This is a genomic window from Sulfitobacter sabulilitoris (assembly GCF_005887615.1).
Taxonomy (GTDB): Bacteria; Pseudomonadota; Alphaproteobacteria; order Rhodobacterales; family Rhodobacteraceae; genus Sulfitobacter_E; species Sulfitobacter_E sabulilitoris.
The window spans coordinates 346,563-363,590 of record NZ_VANS01000004.1 but is presented as its reverse complement, the minus strand read 5'-3'; the positions used below and the strand labels follow the sequence as shown (position 1 = coordinate 363,590).

7 protein-coding genes are annotated in these 17,028 nt (G+C 62.8%); 5 read left to right on the top strand and 2 right to left on the bottom strand.

Annotated elements, in window-relative coordinates; translation table 11 throughout:
- Positions 1-285: hypothetical protein (locus FDT80_RS18995; protein ID WP_212733866.1), on the top strand; the 285-nt coding region annotated here is incomplete at its 5' end.
- 160 nt (positions 286-445) lie between these two features.
- Positions 446-874 carry a phasin family protein gene (locus FDT80_RS15825; RefSeq protein WP_138663280.1) on the top strand — a complete coding sequence of 143 codons (429 nt, stop codon included), beginning with the start codon at positions 446-448 and terminating at the stop codon, positions 872-874.
- Between the two features lie 182 nt (positions 875-1,056).
- Here the strand turns inward: FDT80_RS15825 and FDT80_RS15820 are convergent, their stop codons facing one another.
- Positions 1,057-2,040 carry an adenylate/guanylate cyclase domain-containing protein gene (locus tag FDT80_RS15820; protein WP_138663279.1) on the bottom strand — a complete coding sequence of 328 codons (984 nt, stop codon included), beginning with the start codon at positions 2,038-2,040 and terminating at the stop codon, positions 1,057-1,059.
- Positions 2,041-2,737: 697 nt separating this feature from the next.
- Here FDT80_RS15820 and FDT80_RS15815 point away from each other — a divergent pair.
- The 3 genes from FDT80_RS15815 to FDT80_RS15805 all read left to right on the top strand — a co-directional run bounded on the left by FDT80_RS15815 (position 2,738) and on the right by FDT80_RS15805 (position 8,776).
- Positions 2,738-3,844, top strand: a complete 1,107-nt coding sequence (locus tag FDT80_RS15815) for an efflux RND transporter periplasmic adaptor subunit (protein WP_138663278.1) — start codon at positions 2,738-2,740, stop codon at positions 3,842-3,844.
- A 4-nt stretch (positions 3,845-3,848) separates the two neighbouring features.
- Positions 3,849-6,890 (top strand): efflux RND transporter permease subunit, encoded by a 3,042-nt coding sequence (locus FDT80_RS15810; RefSeq protein WP_138663277.1) that lies wholly within the window; start codon positions 3,849-3,851, stop codon positions 6,888-6,890.
- Positions 6,891-7,543: 653 nt separating this feature from the next.
- Entirely contained in the window at positions 7,544-8,776 is a 1,233-nt protein-coding gene (locus FDT80_RS15805; protein WP_138663276.1) for a GAF domain-containing sensor histidine kinase, read from the top strand.
- A 302-nt stretch (positions 8,777-9,078) separates the two neighbouring features.
- Here the strand turns inward: FDT80_RS15805 and FDT80_RS15800 are convergent, their stop codons facing one another.
- Positions 9,079-16,863, bottom strand: a complete 7,785-nt coding sequence (locus FDT80_RS15800; RefSeq protein WP_138663275.1) for an autotransporter outer membrane beta-barrel domain-containing protein — start codon at positions 16,861-16,863, stop codon at positions 9,079-9,081.
- Between the last annotated feature and the right edge of the window lie 165 nt (positions 16,864-17,028).

The window sequence follows — 17,028 nt, the reverse complement described above, 5'->3', positions numbered from 1 at the left end:
GAGGACATCACGGTATGTTCGATGCGAGTGCCAACACGACATGAGATTTGGGAAACAACAAAGGGTTCACCCGGAAGAGCCTGGGCCAAGGCAAAAGATCTGACGCCGACCCTGGAAGACATAAAATCAATAGAAGTCCCTGATATAGATTGGACAGGTTTCCTCGTTGGAACTCAAACGTCATTAAGTGGTTTTTGGGACTGGGCTTCAGAGGGTACGTCTGATGCGGCAAGTCGGGCGATGGACGGGATAATGTGGTGGAGCGACGGTGAAGAGCTCGAATAAAAAAACAAAGTGAGCCGTCCCGATGCGCAACCGGGCGCCGCGCCTCTCTTCAAATAATTCTGCAGCGCGGCAATGCCCCCTTGAAATGCTGCGACGCAGCAATCATATGGAGGATAGAGACATACAGCGGGCTGTGCCCGCCAGCTTAAAGGATAATTCCATGACCGCGACACCCGATATGACAACCATCCTCAAAGACACAATGGCCGCTTTCCCGATCGACGCATCGGCGGCAGAGGGCGCTTTCAAATCGACCGCCGACCTCAATGAAAAGCTTGGCGCCGTGACCCTGACGGCCGTCGAGAAGTCGAGCGAGATCTCCTCGAAGTGGACCCAGCAGACGCTGAAGTCCCTGGGAGAGGTTTCCAAGGCAAAGGCAGAGCCCACCGCCTACATGACGGCAATGTCCGATTTCATGACGGGCTACGCCCAATCGGCGACCGAGCACATGAGCGCGCTGTTCGATGTTGCGCAAAAAGCCCAGGCCGACAGCCTTGAGCTGATGACGGCCGCGGGCAAGGGCTTTGGCGAAAAAGCCACCGCGGCGGCCAAGCCTGCCGCCACGAAAGCGACCACGGCCGCAAAATAATCGGTCCCGACGGACCGACCGAAACAGCACCGACCCACCCTTGTGGTTTTCGCACACGCGAATGGCAAGCGGTCGGTGTGATCTCAGGGCTGCCTCCGGGCAGCCCTTTTCTTTTGGGGGTGTCCGTAAACCGTGTTGGTCGGCAGCGCGGGACAAACCGGCCACAAGCGAACACCTGTGCCTCAGAGGGTTCCCGGCTCGGATCCCTGCTCCAGTCGGTGAATCAGGTGCTCACCTTCAAACCCCTCCAACAGTACGGAAACAGTATCCGAAAAGAGGTAATCCCAAGTGTCGCCAGCCATCTTCCGCGTGGCATCAGAGACGCGTATTTCGCCTGGAGCCGCAAGCGCCGCTATTCGGGCAGCCTTGTTGACGACCGTGCCAAAGAAGTCATCGCTCGTCTGGACGACATTGCCAGTATGAATGCCGATGCGCAGTGCGATGGCAGGTCCGTCCGACTGCTCGGTGGCCTGCAAGATCCCTCGCGCGGCACGCAGCGCTTTGGCAGGCTCCGAAAAGCTCGACATTGTACCATCGCCCAAGGACTTCACGAATTGACCGCCCGCTTCCTCGATAAGCTTTCGCACAGCGGCAAAGTGCCGTGCCACTTCCGAGGACCAGAGACGGTCACCCAAAACCGACGCGATGCGTGAAGAATTGACGATGTCGGTGAACATGATCGAGGCAAAACCTTCGCGCTGATTCAGCGAAAAATCCTCCTTTGCCGCCGCGACCAGATCAGCAATTGCGTTTTGCTCGGTTCCCGTGAACTCCATGTTGGGGATAGGAACCGAGCCGTGACGATGCACGATTTTCCAGACACCGTCCTCAAGCGCGAAGATCAAGGTCGTGCGGACACAGAATGTCCGGTCGGGCTGATTGGAAAAGACGATTTCGTGGGTCAAGCACGACCACCCGGTTTCGCCATTCTCGTAGGCCTCGGCAAATGTTTCCTCGTGTTTCAAGAGCGGCGGGATTGCTCCGAAAAAGTCGCCGATCCCCTCTCGCACGGCGCTGCCTGCCCAGAGTTCGCCGTCACCGCTGCCAACAAACCGCAGGTGGGCACGGTCGGACATAAGCTCGCGAAGCTCGTTCTTTCGTCGATACTGAATTGCGGCGATCCACCGCCTTGAAACAGCGAAGAGTTCCGGAGATGCCCGCGTCATCCCGGTTTTTCCTGACAGACATCCGGCAGTGTGTATGCCTGATCTTCCAACTGAGGTCTCCGGACTCATTCCCGCTATGTCCACGCTGCAGCCGAGGTCCACAGAGATCAAGGGAATTGCTGGAGGTACTGCGGAATACGCTGTCCGTTCCGGGCTCGAAACAGACGCCCGAGGCAGCGCATCAAGCCGTCGTACTCAGAGCAGCGGTCGCGTCAAAGACGGCCCGGAGCTGCCGCCCAACGTTCGTCACCCCTGCTGCAATGCAAGCACCCGTTCCGGGCATTCGCCGCGCGTCTTTCGGCCATTCGTGCCATGGATGTTCCATAAGGAAGAAAATGCGGTCTTTGCCTTGAAACACCTCGAATACGCAGAACTGATGGACTGTGATCTGGCACCGTTTGAACTTCGTTGCTGAAGACGCCGCAGCGTTCGTAGTGTCCAATGCGGACAGGCAACGAATGTGGTGAGGAGCGCGGCATTTCCCGGTCGCGTCGACGCCTTTGGCTTCGGCTCGGCAACTCGGTCGATCTTGCAATCGCTTGATTAGGGGGGCGCACAAGGACATCAACCGCCGCCGCGCAAACCAGGTGTTCACTTGCCCGACGAGCACGGAAGAAGACGGTGACCGGGTCGGGTGAGATAGACGAATCGACCGCTGCAGGGCACTCTCTTCGTGAGCCTGGAGGGGGTCTGGCTAATGCAGCGAATTGTAACTGCTCTTGTCATACTCATAGTTATCGGTGGTTGTCGCGAGGAAGAGGCCGCGCAGGAACCGGTCATACGCGGCCTGAAGGTGCATGAGGTTGCAGAAGCCGAACGCTCGCAGACCCGGCGATTTCCGGGTGTGTTGGAACCGTCGAACCTGACGGTTCTTTCCTTCGAGATCGGCGGGCGACTGGCGGAATTCGACCTTGATGTCGGACAAAGACTGACCGAGGGCGAGGTTGTCGCACGGCTGGACCCTGAAACGTTGCGCCTTCAGGCCGAAACCGCCGCGGCCGCAGTTGTTCAGGCTCAGGCCTCGGCGCGCAACGCCGCTGACACGCTAAAGCGGCAGCAGGAGTTATTGGATCGCGGAACGACCACACGGGTGGCTGTTGACGATGCCCAATCCAAGGCCGACTCGGCTGCTGCGGCACTGGTCCAGGCACAGAAATCGCTCGAGTCGGCCGAGGAGAACCTTGAAAAAGCGGACCTGCGCGCGCCCTTCGCGGGCATCGTGAACTCTGTCGATGCCACCGCGTTCGCGACCCTCGGCGCGGGCGCGCCGATTGCGACCATGTATTCGCCCGACGCATTCGAGGTGTCGTTCTCGGTCAGCTTCGACGCGGCGAGCGAACTGGTCGTGGGCAAGGAGGCGTCCATCCGGCTGGCGGACCGTCCCGATGTCACGCTGCCCGCAGTCGTAAGTGAAATCGGCTCGCGCGCCGATACGGTGTCGAGTTTTCCCATCGTGCTGCGGCTCAAGGATACGCACCCGCTTCTCAAAGCCGGGATGGCGGTCGAGACGGCGATAGAATTTCCGCTGCCCGTTCGCGAAGGCTATCCGCTTCCGATCTCGGCGCTGATCAAAGACGGTCTGAGCGGGAGCCCCGGCGATGCGCAGAGCCCGGCGCAGGCGGGTGTCTATGTGTACGATGCCGATACCTCGACGGTGCGGCGCGAAACCGTGACCGTCGGCGGCATCCGCGAGAACATGGTGGTCGTGATTGACGGGCTGGCCCCAGGCGATCTGGTCGCGTCTGCGGGCGTGTCGTTCCTGAAGGAAGGGCAGGAGGTCAAGCTCCTGGACCCCGGGGGGTAGATTTATGGACGGCCTCGCCCGGTTCGGGATCGAGAAATCCCGCTTTACCCTGCTGATCATGGTGGGGCTTATCGTCATCGGTGCACTGGCCTATCTGGCTCTGCCAAAACGTGAAAACCCTGCCATCACGATCCGCACGGTGATCGTGACCGCGCAGTTCCCCGGCATGTCGCCGGAACGCGTCGAGGATCTGATCGCCATGCCGCTGGAGCGCGCGGCGCGTGAGATCGGCGAGGTCGACGAGATCGCGACGCTGGTGAATACGGGCCGAGCGCAGTTGAACGTCGTGGTCGCCGACGGAGTGCCGTCAGACGAGCTGGACCTCGTGTTCAACGACATCCGCACACAGATGGAGGGCACCGCTGGAGAGTTGCCCGAAGGCACGCTTGGCCCCGTCGTGAACACCAACTACGGCGATGTCGCGGTTGCGACGGTTGCCGTGACTGGCGACGGGTTTTCCTATGCCGAGATCGAGGATGCGGCCGAAGACCTGCAAACGGGGCTATACGCCATCGACGGTATCACCAAGGTCAGCCTGTCGGGGGATCAGGAAGAACGTATCTGGCTGGAGATCGACAGCCGCCGCCTGGCCGCTGTGGGTATTCAGCTGCCGCAGCTGCTGAGCGACCTGGGCGACCAGAACGTGATCCTGCCCGCAGGCCGGATCGATGCCGACGGCACCAACATCGTGCTCGAAGCGAACGGCAACCTAAGCTCTCTCGAAGAGATCGGTGGCGTGCTGACCCAGCTGCCAACCGGCGACATCGTCCGCCTGCGAGACCTGATGACGGTGCGGCGCGGGTATGTCGATCCGCCGCGGCAGCCGGTCTATTTCAACGACGAACCGGCGGTGCTGGTCAGTGTCGAGATGTCGGACGACCGCGACATCCAGAAACTGGGCCGCACCCTGCGGGGGGAAATCGCGCGGTTGGAACAGACCCAGCCCATCGGCATCGCCTACAACCTCTCGACCTTTCAAGAAACCAACGTCACCAAGTCGATCAACGGGGCCTTGTCGAACGTTGCCCAGACCTTCGCCGTGGTGCTGGTCGTCATGTTCGTCTTCCTCGGTCTGCGGCCGGCGCTGGTGATCGCCAGTATCGTGCCATTCACCGTGGCCTTTGCGCTTTTGGGCATGTCGCAATGGGGCATCGACCTCGAACAGATCTCCATCGCGGCGGTGATCATTTCGCTTGGGCTCTTGGTCGATAACGGCCTTGTCGTGGTGGAGGACATCGACCGAAGGATCAAAGACGGCGCGACGCCCAGCGAGGCCGCTACTGGCGCGGGCGGGCAGTTCTTCGTGCCGTTGGCCGTGGCATCGATCACAACCGTGTCGGCGTTCCTGCCGATGCTTGTTCTTGAGGGTACGACGGGTGAGTTCGCGTTCTCGCTGGGCGCCGTCGTCGCGCTGATGTTGGCGGGCTCCTGGTTGACCGCGCATTACATCCTGCCGTTTCTGGCCGCTGCGCTGCTGCGTCCGAAACCGCAGAAAGAGCCGCGCGAGGGCCTGCTGGAACGCGTCTATGGCGGGCTGACCCGGCGCAGCCTGCGGCTGGGCATTCCGGTGGTCGCCGTGTGCTATCTGCTGGTCGCCCTCGGCATCACAAACTTCGGCCAGCTCAAATCCGAGATGTTCCCCCTGTCGGAGCGCGCCGAGTTTCTGGTCTACATCGATCTGCCCAAGGGCAGTTCGATCACCGCCACCCGCGACGAGGCGCGGGCCATCGACGCCTGGCTGCGCGACGCGGACGCCAACCCAGAGGTCGCCAACACCACCCTTTTCGTTGGTCATGGCGGCCCCCGGTTCTACCTGGCCCTGTCCCCCGCCGACACCGACCCCGCCAGCGCCTTCTTCGTCGTCAACACCCATGATTTCGAGGGCGCGGTCGTCGCGGCCGAACGCACAAGGCGGCAGTTGATCGCGAACCATCCCGCCGTGCGTGGCCGAGTTACCCGCCTGTCGATGGGCGGCAGCGAAAGCGGAATTGTCGAGGTGCAGATCACCGGCCCCGATGCCGACACACTGCTGGCCGCGGCGGCCGAGGTGGAGGCCGGGTTCGACGACGTGCCGGGCCTGACCCTGAATTCCAACGACTGGGGCAACAAGAGCCTGACCGTCGGGATCGACATCCTGCAGGAAAAGGCCCGCGAGCTTGGCGTGACCTCCAGCGACATCTCGAACGTCATGCAGGCCTATTTTTCGGGCGCGGAATACTCTGTGTTCCGCGACGGGACCGATCAGATCCCCATTGTCGTGCGCGCCGAGGAGGTGTTCCGCGACAGCCTTGAGGACCTCGCCAACTTGACGATCCCCACCGACACCGGCTTGATTTCCCTGGATCAGGTCGCCCGCTTCCAGCCGCGCCTGACCCTGTCGCAGTTGCGCCGCGAAAACCAGGTCCGCCAGATCACCATCTCGGGCAAAAGCGGTACGCTGGCGGCGACAGAGGTCGAGGCGCTGATTGCCCCCACACTCGACTCGCTTGATCTGGGACCGGACTATGAGGTCGCGATCGGCGGCGAAAGCGCCGATGCGGCAGAGGCCAACGCGAACCTTCTCGCGGGGATGCCCCTTGCGCTGGTGGTGATGATTGCAGCGCTCATGTTCCAGTTCAACTCGGTCCGCCGGGTCGCGATCACCTTCCTGACGATCCCGCTTATCCTTGTGGGCGCGCCATTGGCACTGCTGATCACCGGCCAGCCGCTGTCGTTCTTCGCCATCCTCGGGCTGATCTCACTGATGGGGATCATCATCAACAACGCCATCGTGCTGATCGACCAGATCGACATTGAACGACAGGCCATGCCCCTCGACGACGCCATCGTCGTGGCGGCGAAGAAACGTTTGAACCCCGTGCTGCTGACATCGCTGACAACGGTGCTCGGCCTGATCCCCATGGCACTGTTCGGCGGGGCCTTATTCGAGCCCATGGCTGCCTTGATGATCGGTGGCCTTCTCTTGGCCTCGCCGCTCACACTTCTGTTCGTCCCGCCGCTCTATCGTCTGTTTTTCCTGCGCGCCGCCCAGGCTCAGGAGGCTTGATCCGGTGGCCCGTCAGTGACATGCCGGTCGTCCTGCAGTTCGTATTCGGGAGCACAATGACCCTGGTCTGCGCCGCGATCCGTATACTGGTGGCGGCGCTGACCATCCGGGACTTGCGCCGCAGGCGGCCGTTTCGCCCGGGCGCTTAGGTGCGCGGCATGACACTGGCGACGTGTCTTGTGTTCCTGCTGTTTTTGCCGGCCCACACGATCCAAACCTACTTTTGGGTGTTTGCCTTCTGGGCCGTTGGCGCTCTCAATGGATACGGGGCACCGATCTGCTTTTCTCTGGTGACCTACGGCACGCTTGGGAAAAGTCGAGGCCGATCATGGGTCAACACGGCTTCCTATCATCCCAGCCACCACCACCACCGTCAGCATCGAACCAAGCACCCGGGACACCCCCGTAGCCGGGGATGCCCCACCATTATGCCCCGGCACCCTATGCGGGTGTCGCGGGTCACGTTCACACCGGTTGCGGAAGGTTGCATGGCCACTGACCTGAGCATCGACCGGTCATCACCGTTGGCGCAGCGGAACGACAGCGCGGAGGAGCGATGACGAAGGGTGAACACCACGACTTCGCCACACTTAGACCCAAGTCTTGAGATTGAAGTATCGTTCGAAGCTCTGTGAATCTCCGCAAATGATGGAATGGATACCGTGGTCAAAAGTTACAGTTTCGAAGCCCTCGGATTGTTGCACAACGGCGTCGATGAAAGTCTGTTCGACATCATCGATCTCGCCTCCAGCATTTTCGATGCGCCGGTCACTTTCGCGTCTGTCTTGGAAAAGCAAAAGGGGCGCCAGTACATCGCCGCATCCAAAGGCGCGATTTTCGACGCCGGGGAGGCGCATGACATGCCGATCGAGAGTTCGATCTGCAAACACGTGCAGGCCAGTCAGCAGACGGTCGCGATCCCCGATCTGCTGGAAGACCCACGCACCCGGGACAATGAGTTCGTCATCCAGAATGGGCTGCGATCCTATATCGGCTGCCCGGTCCACACGCTCTCGGGCAAGGTCATCGGCGCGCTTTGCTGCATGACACACGCGCCCAGAGACTGGACACCGAAGGACCGCGATATCCTGGAAAAGCTCGCGCGATGCGTCGATGACATCGTGAAGGCGCGGACGCTGGCATTGGAAGAACGCAAGATGCGCGAAGCACTGCAAGAGACCCTGGCCAGCCGCAGCGGTTACATCGCACATGCCAGCCACGAAATCAGGACCCCTCTCACGAGCATCATCGCGTCCGTCAAAATGCTGGACCACATGGAGCTGGAAGGAACACCCGGACAATTGATACAGGTCCTCAACAGGTCAACGAGCAAGCTTCTGGATTTCGTGAACGATGCCTTGGATCTTGCGAAAATCGACGCCGGTCATTCAGAGGTGCCTCAGGATGAGGCCTGCTTCGGCGATTTGGTCCGCGAAATCGTGAACGAGTTCACGGATCTTGCGGAGTCGAAATCGGTGGACCTCACGGTCGCGGATCACCTTGCTGACAAGGCCTATCTTCTCGATACGAACGCCGTCAGAACAATCATGCAGAACTTGATCGGCAATGCGCTCAAATTCACCGATACCGGATCGGTCAAGATTGCGTTGACCGAAGATTCCTATGGTCAGGTCGTGATCGATGTGATCGATACCGGGATCGGAATTGCGCCCGAAAACCAAGCCAAGATCTTTGAGGAGTTCGGCCAGGCCGACCCGAGCATCGCACAGAAATACGGAGGTACAGGTCTTGGGATGGCGATCGTCAAGCGCACCGTCGATAGGCTCGATGGCTTCATCACCGTTGACAGCCAATTGGGCGAAGGCACCAAATTCTCGGTTGCGATCCCGGTGCAAGCCGTCGATCTGCAGCAATCTGCGGCCTAGGCGGCGTTTCACGCAGCGGACCTAGCCCAACGCCATTTCCGGCAGGGGCCAGCAAGGTCACGCAGCCAGCGGTGCCATACGACGCGGCGATGGCCCGCAGCACCGTCCTTGCAGGCCGCTATCGCCCCTTCGGCCCCAAAACCCGACCGAAGTCGCTTTCGCAGGCCTTCGTCGTATCAAAGACCGCGCGGACGGCAAAACGCGGCTAACGCCGCTATCCGGACCTCAGGGGGGCAGCTCGCGCCGCCGATGCTACGATTTCGCCGCGCGGCCCCCCCCCCCCCGCGCGGTGAAACCCATGCTCATTGCAAAGGAATCGTCAGCTTTACCGTCGCGCCGTAGCTTTCGAAATCGGCTTGACCGATGCCGTCGTAATTGGCTCCGATCTCCAGCCGGGTGCCGTGGCGATTTGAGATTGTCACCCCTGCCTCGATCCGGCCGCGCCAGCCTGTCGTGCTGTCCTGCGCGATGTCGGACAGGACAACCCCATCCGTGTCGCCAAAATTGTAGATCCCGTTGATCGAAAACCGCGGCTGGTACAGCACCTGGTTGCCCGCCACGAAGCTGGTCGAGAAATCCGGCCCGATGCTCAGTTGGCCCAGCGACACGGTCTGTCCGGGAATGGCGACGTTCAAGCTGTCGGTATAGCCCTTCTGCCGCTCTTCGATGTAGGCCAGCGTGGCGTTCGGGGACACCGTCCAATCGTTCCAGTCATAGCTGCCCGACAGGCTGGCGCTGACCAGGAAACGATCCGTCCTGAAGCTGTCGGTGTAGGTGTTGAACGGGCTGATCTTGTTGGTCGACTTGCCATAGGCCAGGCGTCCGTCGAAAATCAGGTTGGGCGCCAACCGCGTCGTGACATAGGGCCCGATCATCCAGCCATTTCCGCTGACCGAACTGCCCTGTATGTCGGAGCTGTTGTCCATGTCGTCGAACTGCACCAGCGCCCCCGCGAGCAAGTCCGGGCTGAACAGGTAATCCGCCCCGACATATCCGATCGCAAAATGGCCGTCCGATCCCTGCGACGCCGAGAATTTGTTGTAGCTGACCTCGAACCACATATCGAACTTGGAATTCGGCACCAGCATGCTGTTGCCGTCGATGCCGTCATGCGCGAGCAGGAACTTCGCGCCCGCCTCGCGCATGGCCGACAGCGAAGTGGCAAAGCGGTAATTCCCGTCGGACGCGGAGCGCAGGTTGAAACTGAAGGGCACCATCGACGTCAGGTCGCCATTCTGGAAAGACACCGTGGAGTTGCCCGTTCCGCCACCGTTGAGGCGGTCTTTCCTGCGGCCGTCGCTGGGCCCGTTGCTGAGGATCAGGTTGTTGCGCTGGGTCAGGAAATTGTTGATCGTGTCCACGGTCTTCTGCACCGTCTCGACGCTGGTGAAGGTACAGGTCACTGTTTCGAACGGGGCGACCGCCAATGTGACGGTGCCTGTCGCGGCATCCACGCTGCTGTCGTCGTCATCGCAACGCGCCGTGCTGTTGCCGACACCCTGCGGGCGCGACTGAAGCACCGTGTAATTGCCTGCGGGAACCTCGATGGGTCCGACCGACCCGCTACCCGTCAGGGTGGCAAGCGTGACGTTCAAGGCGGACAGGGACGAGCTGAACACGTAGTTGCCCGGCGCGTCGCCCTGCTGCACCAGGATCACGCTTCCGTTCGGATTGACGTCGACCGTCAGCGCCGCGGCCGCGGCGCTGACGGTCCCGGTGGAGGCATTGAGCGTCGGTCCGGCCGCCATGTAGCTGCCCACCACGACGGATGTGACATCCACCGTGACCGCGCAGCGACCGCCCGCCGCGACGCTGCCGCCGGCAAAGCTGATGCTAACGGTGCCGGGCTCCGCGCCGATCGTGCCGCCCGAGCAGGTGTTGGAGACATTCGGCACACCCGCCACGGTCACGCCCGCGGGCAGTGTTTCGACAAACCCCAGGCCGGATGCCGCGATCTGCGAAGCGGCATTGTCGACGGTAAAGGTCAGCGAAGATATGCCGCCCTGCACGATGGTGCCAGGCACGAATCCCATGGTGAATCCGGGTGCCGGAGCGCGTGTCACCGTCAGCGTCGCACTGGCCGTGCCGCTGTCGCCGAGGCTTGACGTCAGGCTGCCCGAGGTATTGACCGCAGCGCCGATCGTGGTCGAGGTCACATCGACCTGCACGCTACAGGTCGCGCCCGGATCGAGTGTGCCGCCGCTAAAGACGAGGCCGGCGTCGCCGGGGGCCGCGGCCACCGCGCCCGCGGTGCAGGTGGTGGTTGCGTTGGCAGGCGTCGCCACGGTCATGCCCGTTGGGAAGCTGTCGTTGAAGCTCAACCCGCCTGCAACGACCAGCGCTGAGGCGTTGTCGAGCGTGAAGGACAACGTGGAGGTGCCCCCCTGTTCGATGGTGGCCGGGCTGAATACCTTGGTGAAGCCGGGCGCGGGGGCGCCGGTCACGGTCAGCGTCGCACTGGCCGTGCCGCTGTCGCCGAGGCTCGACGTCAGGTTGCCGGTGGTGTTGACCGCCGCCCCGGCGGTCGAGGACGTGACGTTGACCGACAGCGTGCAATTCGCACCCGCGGCAAGACTGCCACCGGTCAGATCGATGCGGTTGCCGCCCTCGGTCGCCGAAATCGCGGCACCGGTGCAGGTCGAGGACACCGCCGATGGCGTAGCGATCAGCACTCCTTCGGGCAGGATGTCGATGAACGCGAGGTCGCGTACCTCGACCGCTGCCGGGGCATTGTCGAGCGTGAAGGTCAGCGTGCTGACGCTGCCCTGCACGATGGAGGCGGGTTCGAACGCCTTGGAAAAGGCCGGGGCATCCGCCGCCGTGACCGATAGGATCGCCGCCGCGGTTCCGCTGTCGCCCAGGGTCGAGGTCAATGCGCCGGAGGTATTGACCGCATCGCCCACGAGCGTCGCGGTGACGTCGACCTGAAGGGTGCACGTGGCCCGCGCGCCGACGGTGCCGCCGCTGAAGGACACCGCCCCATCGCCGGCATTGGCCGCAAATGTGCCGCCCGTGCAGGTGCTGACCGCATTCGCGGGCGCCGCCACGGTCATTCCGGCCGGAAAGGCGTCCGTAAAGCTAAGGCTGCCGACGTCGATCGCTGCGGTGCCATTGTTCACCGTAAAGGTCAGTGTCGAGGTTTCGCCCTGCACGATGGTGGTTGGGCCGAAGACCTTGGTGAAGGTCGGCACATCCGCCGCCGTCACCGTCAGGATGGCCGTGGCGCCCGCGCTGTTGCCAAGGCTTGTCGTCAGATCGCCGGCGGTGTTGACCGCGGCCCCCACGGTGGAGGACGTCACGGTCGCCTGAACCGAGCACGCGCTTTCGGCCGCGATGGTCGCGCCGCTGAGCGAGAGCGTATCGCCGCCTGCGACACCCGTCACGACACCCGATGCGCAAGTGGTGCTGATATCGGGGCTCGCGGCCAGCGTCACGCCTGCTGGCAGGACATCGGTAAAGGCACCGCCGGTGGCGTCGATCTTTGCCCGGGAGTTGCTGATCTCGAGGCGCAAAACGGTCGTTTCGCCCTGAACGATGGTATTGGGCACGAAGAACTTGGAGAAGAGCGGCACAGGTGCCGCGGTCACGTCGAGGGTGGCGCTCGACGTGCCGCTGCTGCCCAGGCTCGACGTCAGATCACCGGATGTGTTGACAGCGGCCCCGATGGTGCTGGAGGTGACCACGACGGACAGGTTGCACACGCGCCCCGGCTGCAGCGTGCCGCCGCTGAACGACAATGCGTTGCTGCCGGCCGGCGCGGTCAGGGTGGCGCCCAGGCAGTTCGTCTCGGGTTGCGGAAGGGTCGACAGTGTCATGCCGGCAGGCAACGTGTTGGTAAAGGCCAGCCCGGTGGCGTCGATCAAGGCGTCGCGGTTGATTAGCGTGAAGATCAGTCTCGATGTCGCGCCCTGTTCGATCGTATCGGCCACGAAACGCTGGCTGAATTCCGGCGCGGGCGCCGCGGCCACGGTCAGCGATGCACTGGCCGAACCGCTGTTGCCAAGGCTCGACGTCAGGTCGCCCGTGGTGTTGACCACCGTTCCGACCGTGCTCGATGTCACGTTGACACTGATCCCGCAGGTCAAGCCCGCGACCGCCGCCCCGCCGCTGTAGGACAGGCTGCTTGCGCCCGGAGTCGCGGTTATCGTGCCGCCGTCGCAACTGGAGGTGGCCGACGGCGTGGGCGCGATCGTGAGGCCCGCGGGCAGGGAGTCGGTAAAGGCAAGGCTGGACACGTCGACAAGCGCGCCGGAGTTGTCGATGCTGAAGGTCAGCCGCGAAGTTTCGCCTTGAACAATGCTTGCGGCGTTGAATTGCTTGGTGAAGACCGGCGGCGGCGCGGCGGTGACGACCAGGGTCGCGCTGGCGGCCGGGCTGTTGCCAAAGGCAGTCGACAATTCGGATGTCGTGTTGACATAGCTGCCGACGGCCTCTGCCGTGACCTCGACCGAAACGGTACAGGTGGCCCCCGCCGGAACGGTGCCCGCGCGGTATCCGATGCTGTTGGCGGTGGTGATCAGGCTGCCACCCAGACAGGTTGTCGCCCGCGTCGATCCCGATCGTATGCGCACCCCGGCGGGAAAGACGTCGTTCACCGAAATGTCCGATGCCGCGTCCGCGCTGGCGCTGTTGTCGATGGTCAGGACCACGGTCGATGTACCGCCCTGGAAGATGCTTGCGGGGCCGAACGCCTTGCTCAGCGTCGGCGGCGCCGGATTGACGGTAACAGAAGCGCTGGCGGGCGGCGCAACCGTCAGGCCTCCGTTTTCCAGACTGCTGGTCGTGCTTGTCACAGTGCCCGGCGGCGGTGTCGCGATCGCCACCCTTACCGAAAAGGTACAGCTTTCGCCGGCCGCCAAAACGCCCTCCGACAGGCTTACCGTGCCGCCGACGCTCAAGGCGGAGCCACTTCCACAGACACCCGACAATGATCCGGCACTGGCGACGGCACCCGGAATCCGGCTGGCCAGATCGTCGCTGAACCGCAGGGCGTTCAGGGTCGCGGCACCCGGCGGGTTGCTGATCTGATAGGTCAGCACCGTTTCGGAGTTGGTGTTGACGGTGCTGGGGGAAAAGCTTTTGGAAAACGTCGGTGCCGACGACGACCGGATCTCTATCGTGTCCGTGGCGGCATCGGCGTTCAGTACCGCGCTCCCGGCCGCGGTGCCGGTCATGGCCGACGTGGTGTTGGTCGCGGTTCCCAACGGCGCGGTGGCCGAAATGTTCAGGACGATCGAGATGTCGCAGCTTGCCCCGGCCGCCAGCGTACCGTTGGCATAGTCAAAGCTGGTGGCAGACCCGCCGGTGCTCGCGCCGCCGCAGGTGTTGACGGTCGTGCTGGCCAGTGTCGTCCCGGCAAGGAAGGCCTCCAGGTCATCACTGAACGCCAGGTCGCTCGCAGCTTCGGCGCCGGTGTTGGAGATGTTGAACGTCACGGCCGCCGTATCGCCCTGCAAAACCGTGTCGCTGGCAAAGGTCTTGGTCAGGGTCAGGGTCGTTTCCCCCTCGACGCTGGACCCGACGGTGACAGTATCCGACGCCGCAGCGCCTGTTCTGGAGCCGCCGTCAATCGTGGCGGAGGTCGCGGAGGTTGTGCTCCTGTACCTGCCCGTCCCTGCGCCGGCCGGCACGTCATAGGCCAGATCGAAAGTGCAGGAAGCACCCGCAGGAAGCGACCCGCCGGTCAGAAGGACAGCGGACGCGCCCGAGCCTTGCAGTGTCGACCCCGCGCCGCAAACGTTCGATTGCGGCAGCCCGCTGACGGTGAAGTCAGGTGTGCCGGGCAGGATGTCCGCCAGGTTGTGAGAGAAAAAGATCCCTGTCGCTTCGAACGCCCCGCCATTGAGGTTGGTCAGAGTGTAGCGCACCGTGCCCGGTGCCCCCGGAAGGACCGGATCGTCGATGAATTCCATCCCTAACTGCACCGGCAGGACCGTATCCACGGTCAAGGTATCGCTGGCCGCGGTTCCGGCCTGCTCGCTCGCGGCGCCACCGGATGCAGATGCTGCCGTCAGGTTGCTGGTGGTGTTGGTCTTACTGCCAGTGTCGGTCGAGCCCAGGGTGATGATCGTCGCGATCTCGCAAGACCCTCCAGAGGCCACGCTGCCGCCTGAAAAGCCGATCGAACTGGTCGTCTCGCCGGTCACCGTGCCGCCGCAGGTGTTGCTGACCACGGAGGTCAGTACCGAACCGGTTTGAAAGGCATCAAGGTTGTCGCTGAAGGAGATGTCGACCGCTCCGCCTCCGTCCGAGGGGTCGGAAATGACGAAGGTCAGGCCGACCTCGCTTCCGGGAACGGCGGTGTCGACGGAAAAGGATTTCGCAAAGCTCAGGCCAAGGCTACCGGGGTTGACGGTCAACGTTCCCGTGGCTGCGGTGCCTGTCACCGATGTGCCGCCGACTGTCGCAACGGGCGCGCTCGACGTCAGGATAAAGGTGCCCGACGGCATATCTGCGGGCAACCTGATGACAACCGACACGGCGCAGCTGGCACCGGCGGCCAAGGTCGCACCGGTGTAGGACAGCGCTTGCCCGTTGAAACCTTCAAAGCCCAGCTCCATTAAGCCGCTACAGGTATCATTTTCCGGCGGCAAGACCACGGACGCGGGAAATCCGACGACATCGGTTATTTTGAGCTGGAACGCGCCGTCGGTCAGCACGGAGAAAGAATCGCGGTTGGTGAAATCGAGGGTGACGGTCGTCTCACCCCCGGATGTGCCATCGGTGAAGGCGAAGGCAAGTCCGGGCGCAACGCTGTCTGTCACGACCAATGTGTCGCTGGCCGCGGCCGATGTGACGGTGTTGCCGTTCACGGTGGATGTCAGAACGCTCGTCGTGTTGAGGTAATCGCCCGCGGTGGCCCCGGCTGGAATATTCACGGTCACGTCAAAGCTGCAAGATGCGCCGCCGGCCGCAAGGGTGCCATTGCTGAAACTGATCGTGCTTGTACCGGTCACAGAGGACCCGGCCCCGCAAGGATCGACAAGTCCCGCAGACGCACTTCTCGCGGCGCCAGACAGCATCGCATCCAGATCGTCGGAAAAGGAAATGTCGGTCGCGCCGTTGTCGCGATTGTTGTTGCGGATGGTAAAGCGGATCGTGGCGGTGCCGCCCGGCCCAGCCGGATCATCCAGGAACTGCTTGGTCAGGACCGGCGCATCGGTCGGCAGCGTCGCCACGGTGAGCGTTGCCGAAGAAGCCCCCACCGCTTCGAAATCCGCAGAAAGCTGACCCGAGATTGCCACAAGCTCGCCGGTGCCCGTCGCGGTAACGTCCAGCGTTACCGTGCAGGTGGCCCCCGCAGCGACGGCCGGAAATCCTGCGGTCCCATTGGCATCCAGAACGACCAAGGATGTTCCGGAATCCGCCGTCAGGGTCGCGGGGATCGCGGGCGTACCGCAGGTTGTCGCGACATTGGCAGGCGATGCGATCTCTATCCCGGCAGGCAGGTTTTCAGTGAAATCCAGATTGATTACGGCGCCGGCGTTGGCGCTGTTGTCGATGACGTAAGTCAATGTGGACGTGTCGCCCAGCGACACCGTGTCGGGCGCGAAGGACTTGCTGAATCCGGGCCTGGCCGTCGTGACCGTCAAATCGTCCGTGGCGGTGCCGCTGTTGCCCGCCGAGGATGTCAGATCACCAGTGACCGATGTCGATGTGCCAGCCGTCGATGAGGTGACGTTCACGGTGACGGTGCAGCTTGCTCCCGCAGCAATTCCGCCGTTCGAAAAACTGATGCTGTCACCGCCTGCCGCCGCGTTGACCACGGGCAATACGCTTCCGGTGCCCGAGCAGGTCGTGCTTGCGTTCGAGGGATTGGCCAGCGTCACCCCGGCAGGCAGCGTGTGGGTAAAGGCCAGGTCGCCGGCCGCGGTCGGGGCCGCGCCGTTGTCGATGGTATGCGTGAGGGCTGTCGTGCCGCCCGGACCGATCTGATCCGGCGAAAAGAAGATCGTAAAGGCGGGCGGGCTCGATTGCGCGCGGGCGCCCTGCGGGAGGATGCTGATTATGGCCAGAAGCATCAGGAGCATCAGGCCGCCCGGCCCCGCGCCAAAGTTAAACCAGCCGCGCACGTTGAAATTGTGCATATTCCCGCCTCCAAAAAGTATCAGGATGCCTCGCACCGCGCCGCCGACAATGTCGCGGGGGACCGCCCTTCAAATTATCGTTAACTTGGACCGGACCAGGGCTTCGCATCGGAAGTTTCTTGCCGATGGCGCGATAAACTTCGGCACTGTCACGAATTGGCAACG